This window comes from Nonomuraea pusilla, from assembly GCF_900109355.1.
Taxonomy (GTDB): domain Bacteria; phylum Actinomycetota; class Actinomycetes; order Streptosporangiales; family Streptosporangiaceae; genus Nonomuraea; species Nonomuraea pusilla.
Window position 1 is genome coordinate 178,805 of sequence record NZ_FOBF01000011.1, and the last position, 12,922, is coordinate 191,726.

The following is a 12,922-nucleotide window of genomic DNA, read 5'->3' on the forward strand; positions in this document are numbered from 1 at the left end:
GGGTGAGAGGACGAAGCCACCTCGGGGATCGGCGAGGCTGCACACCCCCGGACGAGGGCTCACTCCACCCACTCGTCGCCGGAGTAGAGTGTGCCGCCAGTCCAGATGTAGCGGTTGGCGAAGAGGTCCCAGCGGGAGAACTGTGCTTGGACCTTCGTCCGGTACCAGCCAGGCCCACCACACCATGTACTCGAGCCATCTGGAGACGTTGTGCCGATCCTGTAGGTCGAATCTACGCTGGGCCCGGTGGGGCCCCAGGCGTCGCTGCCCGTCGTCCCCTCTCGCCAGTAGCCCCCTCCTACGCACCAGTCCCACCTGGTTCCATACCACCTCTGGACCTCCAGGCTGATCCTGGCCTGCGTGACCTTCGGGGTGACGCAGTCCGCCTCGAGTACGTAGGTCGTCCCCCAGGCGTGGTTCGAGGACCAAACACCAGGCGTGTAGTGGTCGATACCTGCCGTGGCCTGAACGCAGTAGGAGGATCCCTGCGCCACCGTGACGAAGGTCCTTTGCGTGTACGCCTGCGCAGGTTGCGGCAGCGTGATCATCAGAAGCAGCGCGAGGATGGTGGATAACGGGCCGAGGAGCAGGGTGCTTCGTCGCGACATGGCGTCCTCATTGGTGGGTCGAACATGGAGTTCACGTATCGCGTCGGCGACACGACGAACATCAGGGCACACGCGCAGTGGGCCGATGCTGTGCAGGAGCATCGCCTCATGACCGGCAGGCCGATGCGGGAGGACCCCTTCCCCTAAGGTGATCGGCGGCCCGAGCAAGCGCCAACCCCCCTTATGGGGGGTTTCGGCGCTCGGTCGCCTCGTCATGCACCCTGGCGTGCGACCCGTGCACATTCCGCGATGTGGCACCGCCACCCTCGGCACGCCGGATGGCGCCAGGAACGCCAGCTCCAAGATGTACGCGCGGGCCCGGCAGCCGGCTCAGCTGTTCGGCTACCACCGGCCGATCACCTGCAACCACACCATGGTCTACGGCCCGTCTGCGCCGAGCCGTGCGGGCACTGGTCGTGCAGCGGGTCACGTCCGTGGACGTGACCGTTCGATTCCCTCGTCGGCTCTGCTGGGAAGCCCGGGTCATCTGGCGGATGACCTGGGCTCTCTGCTGTCGTGGATCGCTGAGAGCTGTCCGGCGCCGTCCGGCCGCGAACGGCCCGCAGCGACCGTCCGCGGCGATCCTTCGGGATGCATCTTCAGAAGACAGAGGTTCGTTGAAGCCGTCGGCGGTCAGGAGTTCCGGAGAATCCGAGGCCACGCGAACCCGGGCGCGGAAGTACTTCCCCACGCGGCGACGCCCCACAGAGGTATCGCGCCTATCGCACTGCCGGTTGCGGCTCCGGGCACCGGACGGGCGATGAGCACCAGCACGTGGGAGGTCCTGGTCACCGTCAGTGTTCGATGAGCTCGCACGCGGTCCGTCAAGAACCCGCCGACTCGTATGCCGATGATGCCGCCGAGGCCGAAGAGGAGGAGGCCGACGCTCACTGCGTCACCGTCAAGACGACGACACTGACCAGGTATGGCGTGAAGTACGTGTTCAACGGCGTACAGGCCGTTTCAGCTCGGCGGCCGGGTGTGGTTACAGATGCGCGGCCAGGAACGGAAGGACGACGTCGGCCATCTCGTCGGGTACTTCCTCCGCCAGGTCGTGGCCGGCGTCGAAGACGTGTCCGGTGACGTTGTGGGCCATGAGCCGCATCTGGGACTCGTTGCGATCGCCGATGAACGCGGATCCCCCGAGCGCCAGGACCGGGATGTCCAGTTTCTTCTGTGCGGCCTGCCGGTTCTGTTCGGCGTCGACGAGCATCGCCCGGTAGATCGAGAGCATCGCACGGATGCCGCCGGGCATGGAGTAGCAGCGCACGTACTCGTCGACCGCGTCGGGGGTGGCGGTGTCGGGGCGGCTACGCTCGTACTTGATCATGTAGGTGATCAGCTCGCGCTCGTGCCCGCTGATCAGCATCTCCGGCACGTCGGGCTGGAAGTAGAAGCCCAGGTGCCACAGGTGCATGCCGCTGGAGACGTTCTCGGGCGTGAGTGCGGTGTGGTCCTCGAAGCCGAATCCGGGGAACAGGGCCTCGGCGAACACGAGAGCGGTGACGTGGTCGCGGTGGCGGGCCGCGAGCTGGTAGCCGATCACCGCTCCCCAGTCCTCGCCCACCACGGCGTATGTCTCGTGTCCGAGGTGGGTCATCAGTTCGGCGATGTCGTCGCTCATCGTCGCTGAGTCGTAGCCGTCCGACGGGCGGACGGAGTCGCCGAGACCGCGGAGGTCCGGCACGACGACGGTGTAGTGGGGCGTCAGCTTCGGGACGAGGTGGCGCCAGTGGTAGCTGGTCTTGGGCACGCCGTGCAGGAGTACCACCGCGGGGCCGGACCCGGCTGTGCGGTAGTGCAGGCTCGTTCCGTTGACTGCGGCTCGGCCCGTGCGGACGGGCGTTCCGTCATGATCGAACATCGTGTTCATCCAACCTGTCTGTTTGCGCTTTGCGATGCGGGTGTCAGGGGGCTTGCGGAGGGTCGACGACTGTCACCAAGCGGCTCGCTCCGGTGCCTCCCGAGGTTGTCCGGGAGGCGGAACGGCCGGCGGGGCGCAGGGTGACGTTCTCCGGGTGGAGCCGGCCGAGCAGGGCCAGTACGACGGGGTTGTCCTGGCCGGCGGCGTTCAGAGTGACGCCACCTGCTCGCGTCCACACCAACCCCGGTGCGCGCAGTGCGGACCACACGGATGCGGTGCCGGGCGCGGCATCGGATTGTGTGTCGCCTGCGGTGGGGTCCGGTCGGTGGGCGAAGCGGTGGCCGCGCAGAGCCTGGCCGAGGTCGACGTGGGCGGTGGTGCCGTCGTGGGTGATCTCGATGCCGGCGCTGCGGGTCCCGTCTGCGACCGGCCTGGTGATGATCCGGGCGGTAAGCGGCCCCGATGCGTTGTCGTCGGGCGGCAGGTCCTCGACGAGGGTGCGGGGCGCGGCGTAGTAGTCCTGTGTTTCGGCGACATACGTGACGGTGTCTTCAGCGGCCAGGGTCGGGACGCCAGGTCAGCAGGTGCCCGGTCGCGGCCAGGGGCGGCTGGTCGAGGACGGTGGGCAAGGCGGCGCCGCCGCCTGCCTCGAAGCCGTGGCCACGGGGACCGCCGGTGCCGGTGACGACATGGCGGGCGAAGTCCACAATGCTGGAATGCCGGATCTGGCGGACCACCAGTTCGGTGAGGAACGCGTCGCGGGCCGGTTCGGTATACCGCAGCCCGGACGGGATGATCAGGAATGGAACGTCCTGCCAGTTGGTGAAGGGCACCAGGGCGTCGCGCAACAGGACGATCTGGTGCGGCCACTCGTTGTAGAGCTGCATCGTGACAGGCCCGCCGCGCGAACCGCGGAGCAGATCGGCCGCAGGAGGGGTGAGCAGGTGGCCATGGCAGTGGCCGCGGACGACCAGCGGGTGCGGCGGGCAGCGGTATCCGGGTGATGAGCAGCCTCTCCAGGGCCGAGGTGGCCCACGAGGTGAGCTCCCGGCCGATCGGCTCAGCCTGCGCGGCCAGTTCACGTGCTGCCGAGGCACTGTCCGGGCGGATGGCCGGCGGCGGGGAGGTCTCCCGGGTACCGAGAGCGAGTGTGGTGCGGATCTGGTCCTCCAGCACCTCGCCGTCTGCGCTGGTGAGGGCGTTGTCATCGATGATGCCCTGCAGGAGCGGCTCGTGGCGGTGAAGAAATCGCGGGCGGTCAGGGTGGTGCCGACGGCGGGCAAGGTGTTCCAACGGCTGCCGCCGGAAGCGGGTGTGCTCGGGGTGGGTGCGGGGAGCATGAGTCCTCCTCGGTGGTCGATGAAGCAGGGTGGGTGTCGCCGGGCCTGGGCGTGCGCGGGGTCCGGACCTTTTCTGGATCGACTGATACAGTTTGAGGCTGTGAAAAAGTCAGCCGAGGGCGGCCAGGGCGACCTCCACGAGGGGCTCGAGGGCGTGGACATCTGGGGTGATCTTCGAGGAGACCAGTAGGCCGTTGAGGAACGTGACGAGGAAGGCGGCCAGTGTGTGCGGATCGTGCCGCGCCGCGATCTCTCCCCGCTCCGCCGCGACCCGCAGCACCTCGGCGAGCGCGTCCCGACTGGCGTCCTGCATGTCCCGCACGGTGCGCCGGATCGCCGTATTCTCCGGCAGACGCTCGCAGGCGGCATTGATTGCCAGGCAGCCCCGGCCGTCGCCTCCCGCGGCGATCCGGATCCGCTCGACCAGCATGGTGCGGATCGCCGACCGGGCGTCCGTCCCCTCCTTGAGGCTGCGCAGGGCTGCCGCCGCGAGGGTGGTGCGGTAGTGCTCCAGTGCCGCCCGGTACAGGCCCTCCTTGTCGCCGAACGCGGCGTACAAGGATCCCTGCCCGATCCCCAGCTGCTGGGTCAGGTCGCGCACCGAAGTCGCCTCGTAGCCGTTCATCCAGAACAACTCCATGGCGCGGCTCACCGCCGCCTCGGTGTCGAATTCCCGGGTCCTTGCCATGGCTCCACTGTAGCTTATCTGGATCGCCCGTTCAAGAAACGGAGCTGCGACCTGACCATGCACTGACGGGCCGCAGGCCGGACCCACGGCTACTCGTCGCCGGCCTCCTCCAATCGGTCGGCCAACTGCCGCCATGCCGCGTCCAGGCGACCGCCACCTCCTTGCGTAGGTCGGGCGGGAGGTCCCGTGCCGGGCGATCCTCGTGCTGAAGCTCGTCGAAGAGGGCTGTTACCCAGGATGAAAACGGCTCAATATAGAAGCAATAAATGGGCCAGACCAAATCATGTATTCGGAATCCAGCATCCTGCGTTGTGGCCGAGATCACTTGATGTGCAGCCCTGTCGATCAATAGTGGTCAACGTAGCGCGATTTACACATTCTTCGATTAATTCTCTTAGTGCGTAGTCGATGACGAAAGAGGATGCACCGGAGACCGTCTAATGATCGCGAAGGAGATGTCGGCGCTGACGCTGACGTTCGATGAGTCGATTTCGGCTGCGAAGGCAGAGGCGGTTCGCAAATCCGTAGCGGGGGACCAGAAGGTGAACGCAACGGCCTCCGGCGCGCCGATGTGGTGTGGCAGCAAGTGGAGTTCGGGCGACGCCAACGGATCCTGGACCATCGGCTACCAGTGCGGAAGTACTCGAACCCTCCCTTGGGAGTACCAGCTCTCGGCCGCCGTCCGAGCCATCGTCGTCGGATACGTCGGCGAAAGCGGCCTCGACCGGTGGCGTAACGGGTCCTTCGCGGGACACCTGGCACCACATGTGGAACCGCCCGACTATCACTTCCATGGCACTATGAAGCCGGTTTACGTCGGAACGACATCAATTATCGGGATCTTTCCGCGTATCGGCATACTATCGGCAGTGGAGGCACTGCTAAGCTCGGCGTGGCTTACTCTGTTGTTCTGCAGAGCTGAATGACGCGCTAATGCTCTCGAATCGTAATTCGGGGGCATTGATGCATTTCTACCCGAAATCTCGCTATGGCATAATGGTAAACATGAGTGTAAGAGGAACCATACGGGAGTGGCACCAGGACGAGGGGTGGGGTGTTATCGACTCTCCGGAGACCCCTGGCGGTTGCTGGATGCACTTCGGCGTTGTCCAGGTTGAGGGATACCCCGCTTTGTTCGTAGGGCAGGACGTTCGATTGGAGTGGGAGGCGCCCGGTCAGGACGGCTATCACTTTCGGGCGGTTCGCGTAGATCTGCTGTGAGCGCGGTTGCAGGGGTTGCTCATGCGCATGGCAGGGCCCCCCGGATCGTCAAGCGCGCGGGCAGCAGGCCGTAAGGCCGGAATCGTGTACAGGAGTAGAAGGGTGCTGTGCCGGCGCGGATGAGACGTGGGCGCGAGCCAACCGCGGAACGGCTCGCGCCTCACCGGCTACGAGGATCGGTCCACGCCCAACTCGTCGAGGTACGCCTCGATGGCGTCGTTGACAATGGCCTTGCCGCCCATCTGCTCCTGCTTGCACGCGGCGAGGAGCCTGGCCCGGGTGTTGCGTTTGAGCCGTACGACGCAGGCTTCGCGGTGGCCCGGTCGGCTGGTGTGCCGGGCGGCGGCTGGTTGGGGTCGCGCGGCAGCTCGATGTCGGCGTCCTCGGGCATGTCCGCGGGGATGGGTGGCTGCAGCGCGCCGCAGTAGGTGTTGATGACCGCCTCGAACGTCTCCTGTAGGCCGTCGCCGGTGGCTTCAAGGGTGTAGGTGAGGCGTTCGTCGGTTTCGGTGTACAGGTGGGCGATGGCGGGGTGAAGGTTCGTCCACGTGGGCTGTCGAATGCGGCGCCCTCCTGATTGCGGTTCCGCTTTCGGCTGTTGTGGGGGCTTCGGTGGCTCCGGCTTGCGCGGCACGGCGGTGTCGCTCCTGTGGTGCGTGGCGTGCTTCCAACGGTACGGGTTTCTGTCGCCTTGTCGCGTCGGACGGGAGCGCACGTGATCTGACTCGTCACAATGCCCGCGCCCTGCAGCCAGGAGATACGGCCTAGCCAGTGGCAGACCTTCACCTCGCTACGAGCGCCAAGCCCACGCCCGGCCAGACGCCGGTTCCGTCCTTGCGGCGCCGGACGCACGCTCTCGCCGGAGACGCTTCGCTCCCTCAGAGCGGCTTCGAATCCCGACGTCGGCGATCAGCGTCATGCAAGGACCAACGGCAGCAGGATCAGGGCGACGCCGGACTCCCATCATGAACTCGGCCACACGGCAGGAATCGATCATCATTTCCCCTCGCGTCACCTCCCGAGCCGCCAGGCGCGTTCGGTCAGCCACAGGACTGCATGGCCGGCGGAGATGTGACACGGATCGGTAACCCCAGCGGCTCCTGGATCCACACCTACAATGCTCACCACATCGCCGACCTGAACCCGCACTGGGCCTGACTCGCAGGAGGAGGACAACAATGAGAAAGCACACTCTTCTCGTACTCGCCCTCGCTGCGACAGCGGCCATGTCCGCCTGTGGCGGGCCCAGCGGAAGCGCACCCGCAGCGAACGCGGGCCCGAGGCAGGAGCAGGCTCACAGCTCTGAGGCGAAAGGCTCTTTGGACCTGTCGCTGTTGCGTGTCGCCGAGGCCGACTTCGACCCTTATGGAACGCCGGAAGAACTCGCCGCGGACCGTCCGATCGTGGCCGCCGGGGTCATCGACGGCTGGCAGCAGGGCCCGATTCTGAGATCTTATCCAGGCGGCCCTCTGGACTATCGGGTCGTCCTGAGGATGCGTGTCACGGAACCGCTCAAGGGTGTCAAGGGCCGGAAGACGATCCCTGACGGGCTCGTTTACATAGAGCTCAGCCAAGGTGGGGTCGCCAGCGACCCCGCGGTCCCAGCCGAGCAGTGGAAGCCGCGTAAAACCGTCGAAGATTTCGAAAAAGCTCTTCCTTCCGGTACGAAGATGCTCGCGTTCCCGCGTGAGCGTCCTGTCCAGGAATTGGAGGTACATGACCCAGGGGAGCCTCTTCCGCCGGACGCCAAGCTGATGCTCGTACCCCCGCAGGGCCTGATATTCGAAGATCCGCAACTGCTGAATCAGCGATCCGGGGCCACCGCCCTGGTGGGCGGCAAGGAACGGCTGAGCGTCGGGGGCGAAGCCTGGGCCGCCCCCAAGAACATGGGTGAGCTGGTCGCCCGCCTGAAGCAGCACGGAATCACCGAGTGACTCAAGGTTCTCAAGCCGCCGCCTGCAACGCCCCAAGGCGGCGCAGGAGGTGAGCGGACGTGTCAGCCGCGGCGGTTGGGGAGCATGGCCAGGGCCTGGGAACGCTGCGCGACGAGGTCGTCGTAGGTGCCGTCGCGCTCAGCCCAGCGGTGCATGAGGACCCGCTCGACCAGGATCTCGTCAGGGGTGGGGTCCTGTGAGAGCAACCGCGTGACCTCGGCGGCGAAGTCGTCGAGCGGCAGTGCGCGCGGGTTCACCTTCTCCTGTCCCGCCGTGGCGACGGCCGGGGGAACGAGTTCGACGACGCTGACGCCGGTGCCGTCGAGTTGCGCGCGCAGTGCCTCGGAGTAGGCGTGCACCGCGGCTTTCGAGGCGGCGTAGGTGGGCATGGGCGGGAACGGCAGGAAGGCGATGCCGGAGGTGACCGTGATGAAGGTGCCGGCGCCGCGTTCCACCAGGTGGGGGGTGAAGGCGTCGATGACCCGGATGGTGCCGAGCAGGTTGGTGTCGATCGTCCTCTCCGCCGCCTCGAAGTGGGCGGGGTCGCACAGGTCCTCCAGGAGCATGACGCCCGACATGGTCACCACGGTGTCCAGTTCGGGGTACCGGGCGAGCACGGCGTCACGGGCAGATGCGACGGAGACGCCGTCGGTGACGTCGATGCGGAACGTGCCGAAACCTTCCTCGGCGAGCTCCGAGAGCGCCTCCGGGTTACGGCCGCCGACGGCGACGGCGCTGCCCGCCGCGGCGAACCGGCGGGCCAGTTCCCGCCCGATGCCGGACGTCCCGCCGACGATGAGAACGGTGCGGTTGGAGAGATCCACGAGATCTTCCCTTCAGTTCATGGCGCCGACGGCGTTCAGGCTCGCGGCGCACTCGGCGATGCTCTCCGTCCTGCTCGGAGAGCGCTGCCGCAAGTCTTGACGGCATCCGCCGGGCGCGGCAGGGCCCCCCTCTTCCGGGGTCCTGCCAGGGCCCCCTCTGCGTCGGGGGCGCCGCATTACCGTGTCGGTTATGAAGGATGAGGAATCCGGCAACCGGCTCGGCAGCTACCTTCGTGCCCGGCGTGAGCTGGTCTCCCCGGCGCAGGCGGGGCTGCCGCCCGGTGGCAACCGTCGCGTCCCCGGCCTGCGCCGTGAGGAAGTCGCCCTGCTCGCCGGAATCAGCGCCGACTACTACCTGCGCCTGGAGCGGGGCCGCGACAAGAACCCGTCACCTCAGGTCCTCGAATCACTCGCGCGCGTCCTGCACCTCGACGACATCGAGCGGACGTATCTGCTCGGCCTCACGGCGGCACGCCCCAGGGCGCCGCGCCGCAGGCGACCCGAGCAGGTACCGCCACGGGTGCACCAGCTCCTCGCCCACCTTCAGATCCCCGCGTTCGTCGAAGGACGCGCCTTCGACGTCCTGGCTTCCAACCCGATGGCCGTCGCGCTCTCCCCGCGCCTGCGGCCCGGTGAGAACCGGCTCCGTTCCCTCTTCCTGGACCCGGAGGAACAAGCCTTCCACCAGGACTGGACGAAGGCCGCCGCCGGCTTCGTCGCCGCCCTTCGCACGACCATCGGGGACGACACCGACAACCCGCGGTTCGTCGAGCTCGTCGGAGAACTCGCGCTGTCCAGCCGGCGGTTCCGCACGCTGTGGGCCCGGCACGACGTCCGCAACCTCGACGGAGGCACCACCACCGTCCGCCACCCCGTCGTCGGTGAACTACGGCTCCACCGCGACAAGCTCCCCGTGGACGACGTCATCCTCGTCGTCTACTACCCGGACAAGGACAGCGACAGCGACGAGAAACTCCGGCTCCTCGCCGCACTCTCACAGACCGACCCCACCGACCCGGCACAGCAGGTCGGCGGGCACCCCGAAGCCGCGGACCCCCTGACGAACACCGCCCGTCCGGCGCCGCGGCCAGAATGACGCCGCCGCCGTTTCGGCCATGGAGCGGCGGACTGCTCACCGCGGAAATGGGACACGGGGACGGTGCCCTGGCAGGACCGCTACCTCGCCCGGCAGGCGCCGCTGGACGGTTCCGGCGTCTGCCGCACGCCGCCCCGCGTCCGGGTCCCGGACACCGCGCCCGGAGCCTCGGCGCTGGTGAGCGTCACCGTCGAGGCGCCGGACGTCCCGGGCTCCTGCAAGGTCTTCTGGAAGATGGTCGACGCCGGGGGCACCCTCTACTTCCCCAACCGGTCCGGGATCTTCTTCGACGTGCAGGTCACCCGGTGACCTGCGCCTTCACTCCTCCTTCACTCTTCCCGCGCGCTTCCTGAAGGCCGGGTGCAGGTCTCGTGCAGTCTTTCGGCGCACGATCGCCTCGACCCCCCGCCGCCCCCCTTCTCCTGGTGGCGGGATCGCCGCCTCCCCTGGGGGCTCCTAGGAAGGGAAGACCATGAAGGTTCGCACCGCGTTCCTCGCGAGCGTCGCCGCGCTCGCCACAGCAGCCGGGCTGGTCACCGCCGCCGCGCCCGCGAACGCCGCCGGCCCCTGCGGCGCGGGCTACCGGCTGTTGGACCGCGTCCGGCCGGTCACCAGCGCGGGCGGCGCGACCGGCGGCTACCTCTACGTCTACTGGAACGGCTCCACCGGCAAGAGCTGCGCCGTCGTGCGCCCCATCGACGCGTGGGCCGGGAAGGTCGTCGACATCGCCGTGGCGATCTCGACGTCCACGGCCTCCGACTCGGACGTGAGCGAGAGCGGCAAGGGCTACCGCTACTACGCGGGTCGGGCCTACGTCTCCGCGCGGAACACCTGCATCAACGTCTACGGCGGCGTGCTGTACGGGGACGTGGTGTACACGGGCAGCTACCGCAACATCCACTGCGACTGACCCGGCTCTCTCGCCGTGGGCGCCTCGGCCCGCCGCGTACGGGGGCGGCGGGGGCCGGGCCGGGGCGCCCACGAAGGCCCGCCGGGCGAGCCGTTCGCGTCGCGCTGCTCGCCCCCTCCAGGAGGGCACCGGCTAAGGAGCGGAAGGCGCCCGGCCGGCGCCCGGCTGGTCACGGCTCCAGATCTGGGTGCATCGAGGGAGGTCCCTGATGCCGCCGCCTTCCGGGATCATGCCCCAGAGGAAGGGGATCAGGTACTGAGGCGGTTCGCCCAGGAGCGTGGCCAGTTCGTCCTCGGTGACGGTGAGAGTGAAGGCGGAACCAGGTCGCCCCGGGTCCCATCCTTCCTCCAGGGCCCGCCGGACGCATCCGGCGACGAGGACGGGACGGATCACGATCGTTCGCTCTCCTGCCCAGTTGTCGGGCCGGGCGCAGGGGAGCGACACCACGAGGACGCCTGCCGGGTCCTCTGCCCGCTCGACGGCGAAGGTGAGGGGGCCGGGGCCGCTGTCCCCGCCGCGGGCCGGCCGGTGGCCTACCCGCCAGCGGAACACGCCGCCGTCGACGGTGATGAGCCGCGAGCCCTTCTTCGGCATCGCCACGGTCGCCTCCAAGCTCGGGTCCTGGTCCGCGCGCAAGCGTAACCGCTCCGGCCTCAGCCGGTACGTGGCGACACCAGGCGGAGGGCCTGGGCGGCCGCCCACTGGCTGGTGTGGACGACGCTGTCGGTGAAGGGCAGTCCCAGGTAGTCGCCGGCCAGGATCACCCGCGGCGCGGCGGCGGCGACCGACTCCCGGTACGCGGCGACGCGGGCGGCCTGCCCGACGGGCGTCCAGGGCAGCGCGGCGCTCCAGCGGTGGACGGTCGCGCCCGTCACCTGGGAGCGCGCCTCGGGCACCAGCGCCGCGAGCTCGTCCAGGGTGTGCTCGATCACGGTGTCGTCGCCCGCGTCGCGCAGGCGCGACGCGGCGGACTCGCTGAGCATGACGTTGAGCAGTTCCCCCTCGGGCACGAGCGCGCGGGCCTTGCCGGACTCGACGCCGATGGCCGCGACGGTCCGGAGCTCGGTGACGGGGACGAGCACGCCGTACACGCCGTCGAGCCGCCTGCTGCGCCATCTCGGGCCGTAGCGCAGGGCGACCAGGATCGTCGAGCTGTAGGGGGTGGAGAGGAGGCCGGAATCGGGTGAGCCGGGAAGGAGCCGCGCGGCGGCGGGCCCCGGCGTGGCGATCACGGCCGCGCCGGCCGCGATCGTACGGTCGGGGGTCGCCACCTCGACTCCGCCACCGGCCTCCCGCACCTCCAGGGCGGGCGTCTCCAGGAGCAGGGGCGCCCGCTCGGCGAGCGCCTCGGTGACGGCGCCCAGCCCGCGCCGCAGTGCCATGGTCGCCGCCCTGCGGGCGGTGAAGCCCGTGAGGATCGCCGGCAGGGCGGCGGAGTTCCCGGCCACGTTCTGGAAGTAGAAGCCGCTGACCATCGCGTCCATCACCCGGTCGGTGAAGACGTCGCCGAAGACGGCGCGGCTCCAGCCGTCGCCGGATCGCGTGTCGAGGTCCTGCCACTGCGCGAGGTCGTGGAGCGCGCGGCGGCGCAGGCGCGGACCGGTGCGGGCGAATCCGGCCCCGGCCCGCAGCGCCGCGCCGGCGGGCAGGAGGCCGGCGGTGACGAAGGTGGCAGGGTTGGCGGGGGACACCGTGACGATCTCGCCGTCGCGTACGAACCCGGCCCGCGTGCTCGTGGGGACGAGCTCGTCGGCCAGCCCGAGCCGCCGCAGCAGCGGCATGAGCCGCTCGTAGCCGGTGGAGACGAACTGCGCGCCGCGGTCGACGACGAAGCCGTGCGCGCGGTCGCTGGACATGCGCCCGCCGGGGCGGTCCGCGCTCTCCAGCACCAGGACGTCCACGCCGCGCGCCCGCAGCTCGTACGCGGCCGTCAGGCCGGCCAGGCCCGCGCCGATCACCACGACGCCGGTGGTGAGGGTTCCCCGGTTCACTGGCGCCCCGGCTGCGGCGCGGAGGCGTCCGCGGCCGTCGGGCGGGCGGCCGGGACGTCGGCGAGGCCGGTGTAGACGTCCTTGCCCTGGGCGCGGGCCTGGGCGACCATGAGGTCCGCGCCGGCGGAGGGGCCGCCGATGCGCAGCACGGCGTCGCAGCGGGTGAGCAGCCGCTCGGCGACGGGGTGGAAGATCTCCTCGAAGAGGGGGTCGCCGGGACGGCCGCTTCCCGCCGTCTCGAGGAGCGGCAGGGCGAGGGCCTCACCGGTGACGGGCAGGTGCCCCGCGCGGAAGAGGACGAGAGCGGTCTCGTTCATCGCGCGGACGTTGGCCTCCAGCAGGGCGGGGTCGTCGCCGGTGCCCGAACGGTAGGGGCCGGCGACGAGGATCATCAGGGGGTGTGGCGCGGTGGTCATGAGGGCGGCTCCCCGGCGGGTTCGGAAGGT

Annotated in this window: 14 protein-coding genes; 6 read left to right on the forward strand and 8 right to left on the reverse strand. The window is 69.1% G+C overall.

Going from position 1 to position 12,922, the window contains the following annotated elements; all coding sequences use genetic code 11:
• Nucleotides 1-59 precede the first annotated feature (59 nt).
• Nucleotides 60-608 (reverse strand): hypothetical protein, encoded by a 549-nt coding sequence (locus tag BMX74_RS23485; protein WP_055501376.1) that lies wholly within the window; start codon nt 606-608, stop codon nt 60-62.
• Between the two features lie 24 nt (nt 609-632).
• On the opposite strand from BMX74_RS23485, the gene BMX74_RS45755 reads away from it, so the two are divergent.
• Entirely contained in the window at nt 633-755 is a 123-nt protein-coding gene (locus BMX74_RS45755; RefSeq protein WP_256257237.1) for a hypothetical protein, read from the forward strand.
• 838 nt (nt 756-1,593) lie between these two features.
• On the opposite strand, the gene BMX74_RS23490 is transcribed toward BMX74_RS45755, so the two are convergent.
• From BMX74_RS23490 to BMX74_RS23505, 3 genes are all read right to left on the reverse strand, one after another.
• On the reverse strand, nt 1,594-2,472 hold the full coding sequence (locus BMX74_RS23490; protein ID WP_055501377.1) for an alpha/beta fold hydrolase: 879 nt from the start codon (nt 2,470-2,472) through the stop codon (nt 1,594-1,596).
• 551 nt (nt 2,473-3,023) lie between these two features.
• Nucleotides 3,024-3,359: a hypothetical protein gene (locus BMX74_RS45015; RefSeq protein ID WP_218154018.1), complete on the reverse strand. Its 336-nt coding sequence runs from the start codon at nt 3,357-3,359 to the stop codon at nt 3,024-3,026.
• 562 nt (nt 3,360-3,921) lie between these two features.
• Nucleotides 3,922-4,500, reverse strand: a complete 579-nt coding sequence (locus BMX74_RS23505) for a TetR/AcrR family transcriptional regulator (RefSeq protein WP_091102805.1) — start codon at nt 4,498-4,500, stop codon at nt 3,922-3,924.
• A 440-nt stretch (nt 4,501-4,940) separates the two neighbouring features.
• On the opposite strand from BMX74_RS23505, the gene BMX74_RS43245 reads away from it, so the two are divergent.
• Together BMX74_RS43245 and BMX74_RS23520 are read left to right on the forward strand one after the other, a co-directional pair.
• A complete protein-coding gene (locus tag BMX74_RS43245) occupies nt 4,941-5,426 on the forward strand; it encodes a hypothetical protein (RefSeq protein ID WP_143078739.1) in 486 nt (161 codons plus the stop codon).
• A gap of 1,614 nt (nt 5,427-7,040) precedes the next feature.
• Nucleotides 7,041-7,655, forward strand: coding sequence for a hypothetical protein (locus BMX74_RS23520; RefSeq protein WP_091102811.1), 615 nt, complete (start codon nt 7,041-7,043; stop codon nt 7,653-7,655).
• Nucleotides 7,656-7,717: 62 nt separating this feature from the next.
• On the opposite strand, the gene BMX74_RS23525 is transcribed toward BMX74_RS23520, so the two are convergent.
• The gene (locus tag BMX74_RS23525) at nt 7,718-8,479 is read right to left on the reverse strand and encodes an SDR family oxidoreductase (protein ID WP_091102812.1); all 762 of its coding nucleotides are present in this window, start codon (nt 8,477-8,479) and stop codon (nt 7,718-7,720) included.
• A 190-nt stretch (nt 8,480-8,669) separates the two neighbouring features.
• On the opposite strand from BMX74_RS23525, the gene BMX74_RS23530 reads away from it, so the two are divergent.
• The 3 genes from BMX74_RS23530 (at nt 8,670) to BMX74_RS23540 (ending at nt 10,485) form a co-directional block, all read left to right on the forward strand.
• Nucleotides 8,670-9,575, forward strand: a complete 906-nt coding sequence (locus BMX74_RS23530) for a helix-turn-helix transcriptional regulator (protein ID WP_143078740.1) — start codon at nt 8,670-8,672, stop codon at nt 9,573-9,575.
• Nucleotides 9,576-9,638: 63 nt separating this feature from the next.
• On the forward strand, nt 9,639-9,884 hold the full coding sequence (locus BMX74_RS23535; RefSeq protein WP_091102815.1) for an NBR1-Ig-like domain-containing protein: 246 nt from the start codon (nt 9,639-9,641) through the stop codon (nt 9,882-9,884).
• A 163-nt stretch (nt 9,885-10,047) separates the two neighbouring features.
• The gene (locus BMX74_RS23540) at nt 10,048-10,485 is read left to right on the forward strand and encodes a hypothetical protein (RefSeq protein WP_091102819.1); all 438 of its coding nucleotides are present in this window, start codon (nt 10,048-10,050) and stop codon (nt 10,483-10,485) included.
• Between the two features lie 132 nt (nt 10,486-10,617).
• Here the strand turns inward: BMX74_RS23540 and BMX74_RS44295 are convergent, their stop codons facing one another.
• The 3 genes from BMX74_RS44295 to BMX74_RS23555 are packed head-to-tail and all read right to left on the reverse strand — an operon-like array spanning nt 10,618 to nt 12,892.
• The gene (locus tag BMX74_RS44295; protein WP_063791945.1) at nt 10,618-11,097 is read right to left on the reverse strand and encodes a hypothetical protein; all 480 of its coding nucleotides are present in this window, start codon (nt 11,095-11,097) and stop codon (nt 10,618-10,620) included.
• Between the two features lie 41 nt (nt 11,098-11,138).
• Entirely contained in the window at nt 11,139-12,476 is a 1,338-nt protein-coding gene (locus tag BMX74_RS23550) for a protoporphyrinogen/coproporphyrinogen oxidase (RefSeq protein WP_091102822.1), read from the reverse strand.
• Entirely contained in the window at nt 12,473-12,892 is a 420-nt protein-coding gene (locus BMX74_RS23555; RefSeq protein WP_091102823.1) for a DUF4406 domain-containing protein, read from the reverse strand. The genes BMX74_RS23550 and BMX74_RS23555 overlap by 4 nt, the downstream gene beginning before the upstream one ends.
• Between the last annotated feature and the right edge of the window lie 30 nt (nt 12,893-12,922).

Bases quoted from the DNA above. Each gene is read 5' to 3' on its own strand.
- BMX74_RS23485 (WP_055501376.1), bottom strand. From the start codon at position 608: ATGTCGCGACGAAGCACCCTGCTCCTCGGCCCGTTATCCACCATCCTC.
- BMX74_RS45755 (WP_256257237.1), top strand. From the start codon at position 633: ATGGAGTTCACGTATCGCGTCGGCGACACGACGAACATCAGGGCACAC.
- BMX74_RS23490 (WP_055501377.1), bottom strand. From the start codon at position 2,472: ATGTTCGATCATGACGGAACGCCCGTCCGCACGGGCCGAGCCGCAGTC.
- BMX74_RS45015 (WP_218154018.1), bottom strand. From the start codon at position 3,359: ATGCAGCTCTACAACGAGTGGCCGCACCAGATCGTCCTGTTGCGCGAC.
- BMX74_RS23505 (WP_091102805.1), bottom strand. From the start codon at position 4,500: ATGGCAAGGACCCGGGAATTCGACACCGAGGCGGCGGTGAGCCGCGCC.
- BMX74_RS43245 (WP_143078739.1), top strand. From the start codon at position 4,941: ATGATCGCGAAGGAGATGTCGGCGCTGACGCTGACGTTCGATGAGTCG.
- BMX74_RS23530 (WP_143078740.1), top strand. From the start codon at position 8,670: ATGAAGGATGAGGAATCCGGCAACCGGCTCGGCAGCTACCTTCGTGCC.
- BMX74_RS23540 (WP_091102819.1), top strand. From the start codon at position 10,048: ATGAAGGTTCGCACCGCGTTCCTCGCGAGCGTCGCCGCGCTCGCCACA.
- BMX74_RS23555 (WP_091102823.1), bottom strand. From the start codon at position 12,892: ATGACCACCGCGCCACACCCCCTGATGATCCTCGTCGCCGGCCCCTAC.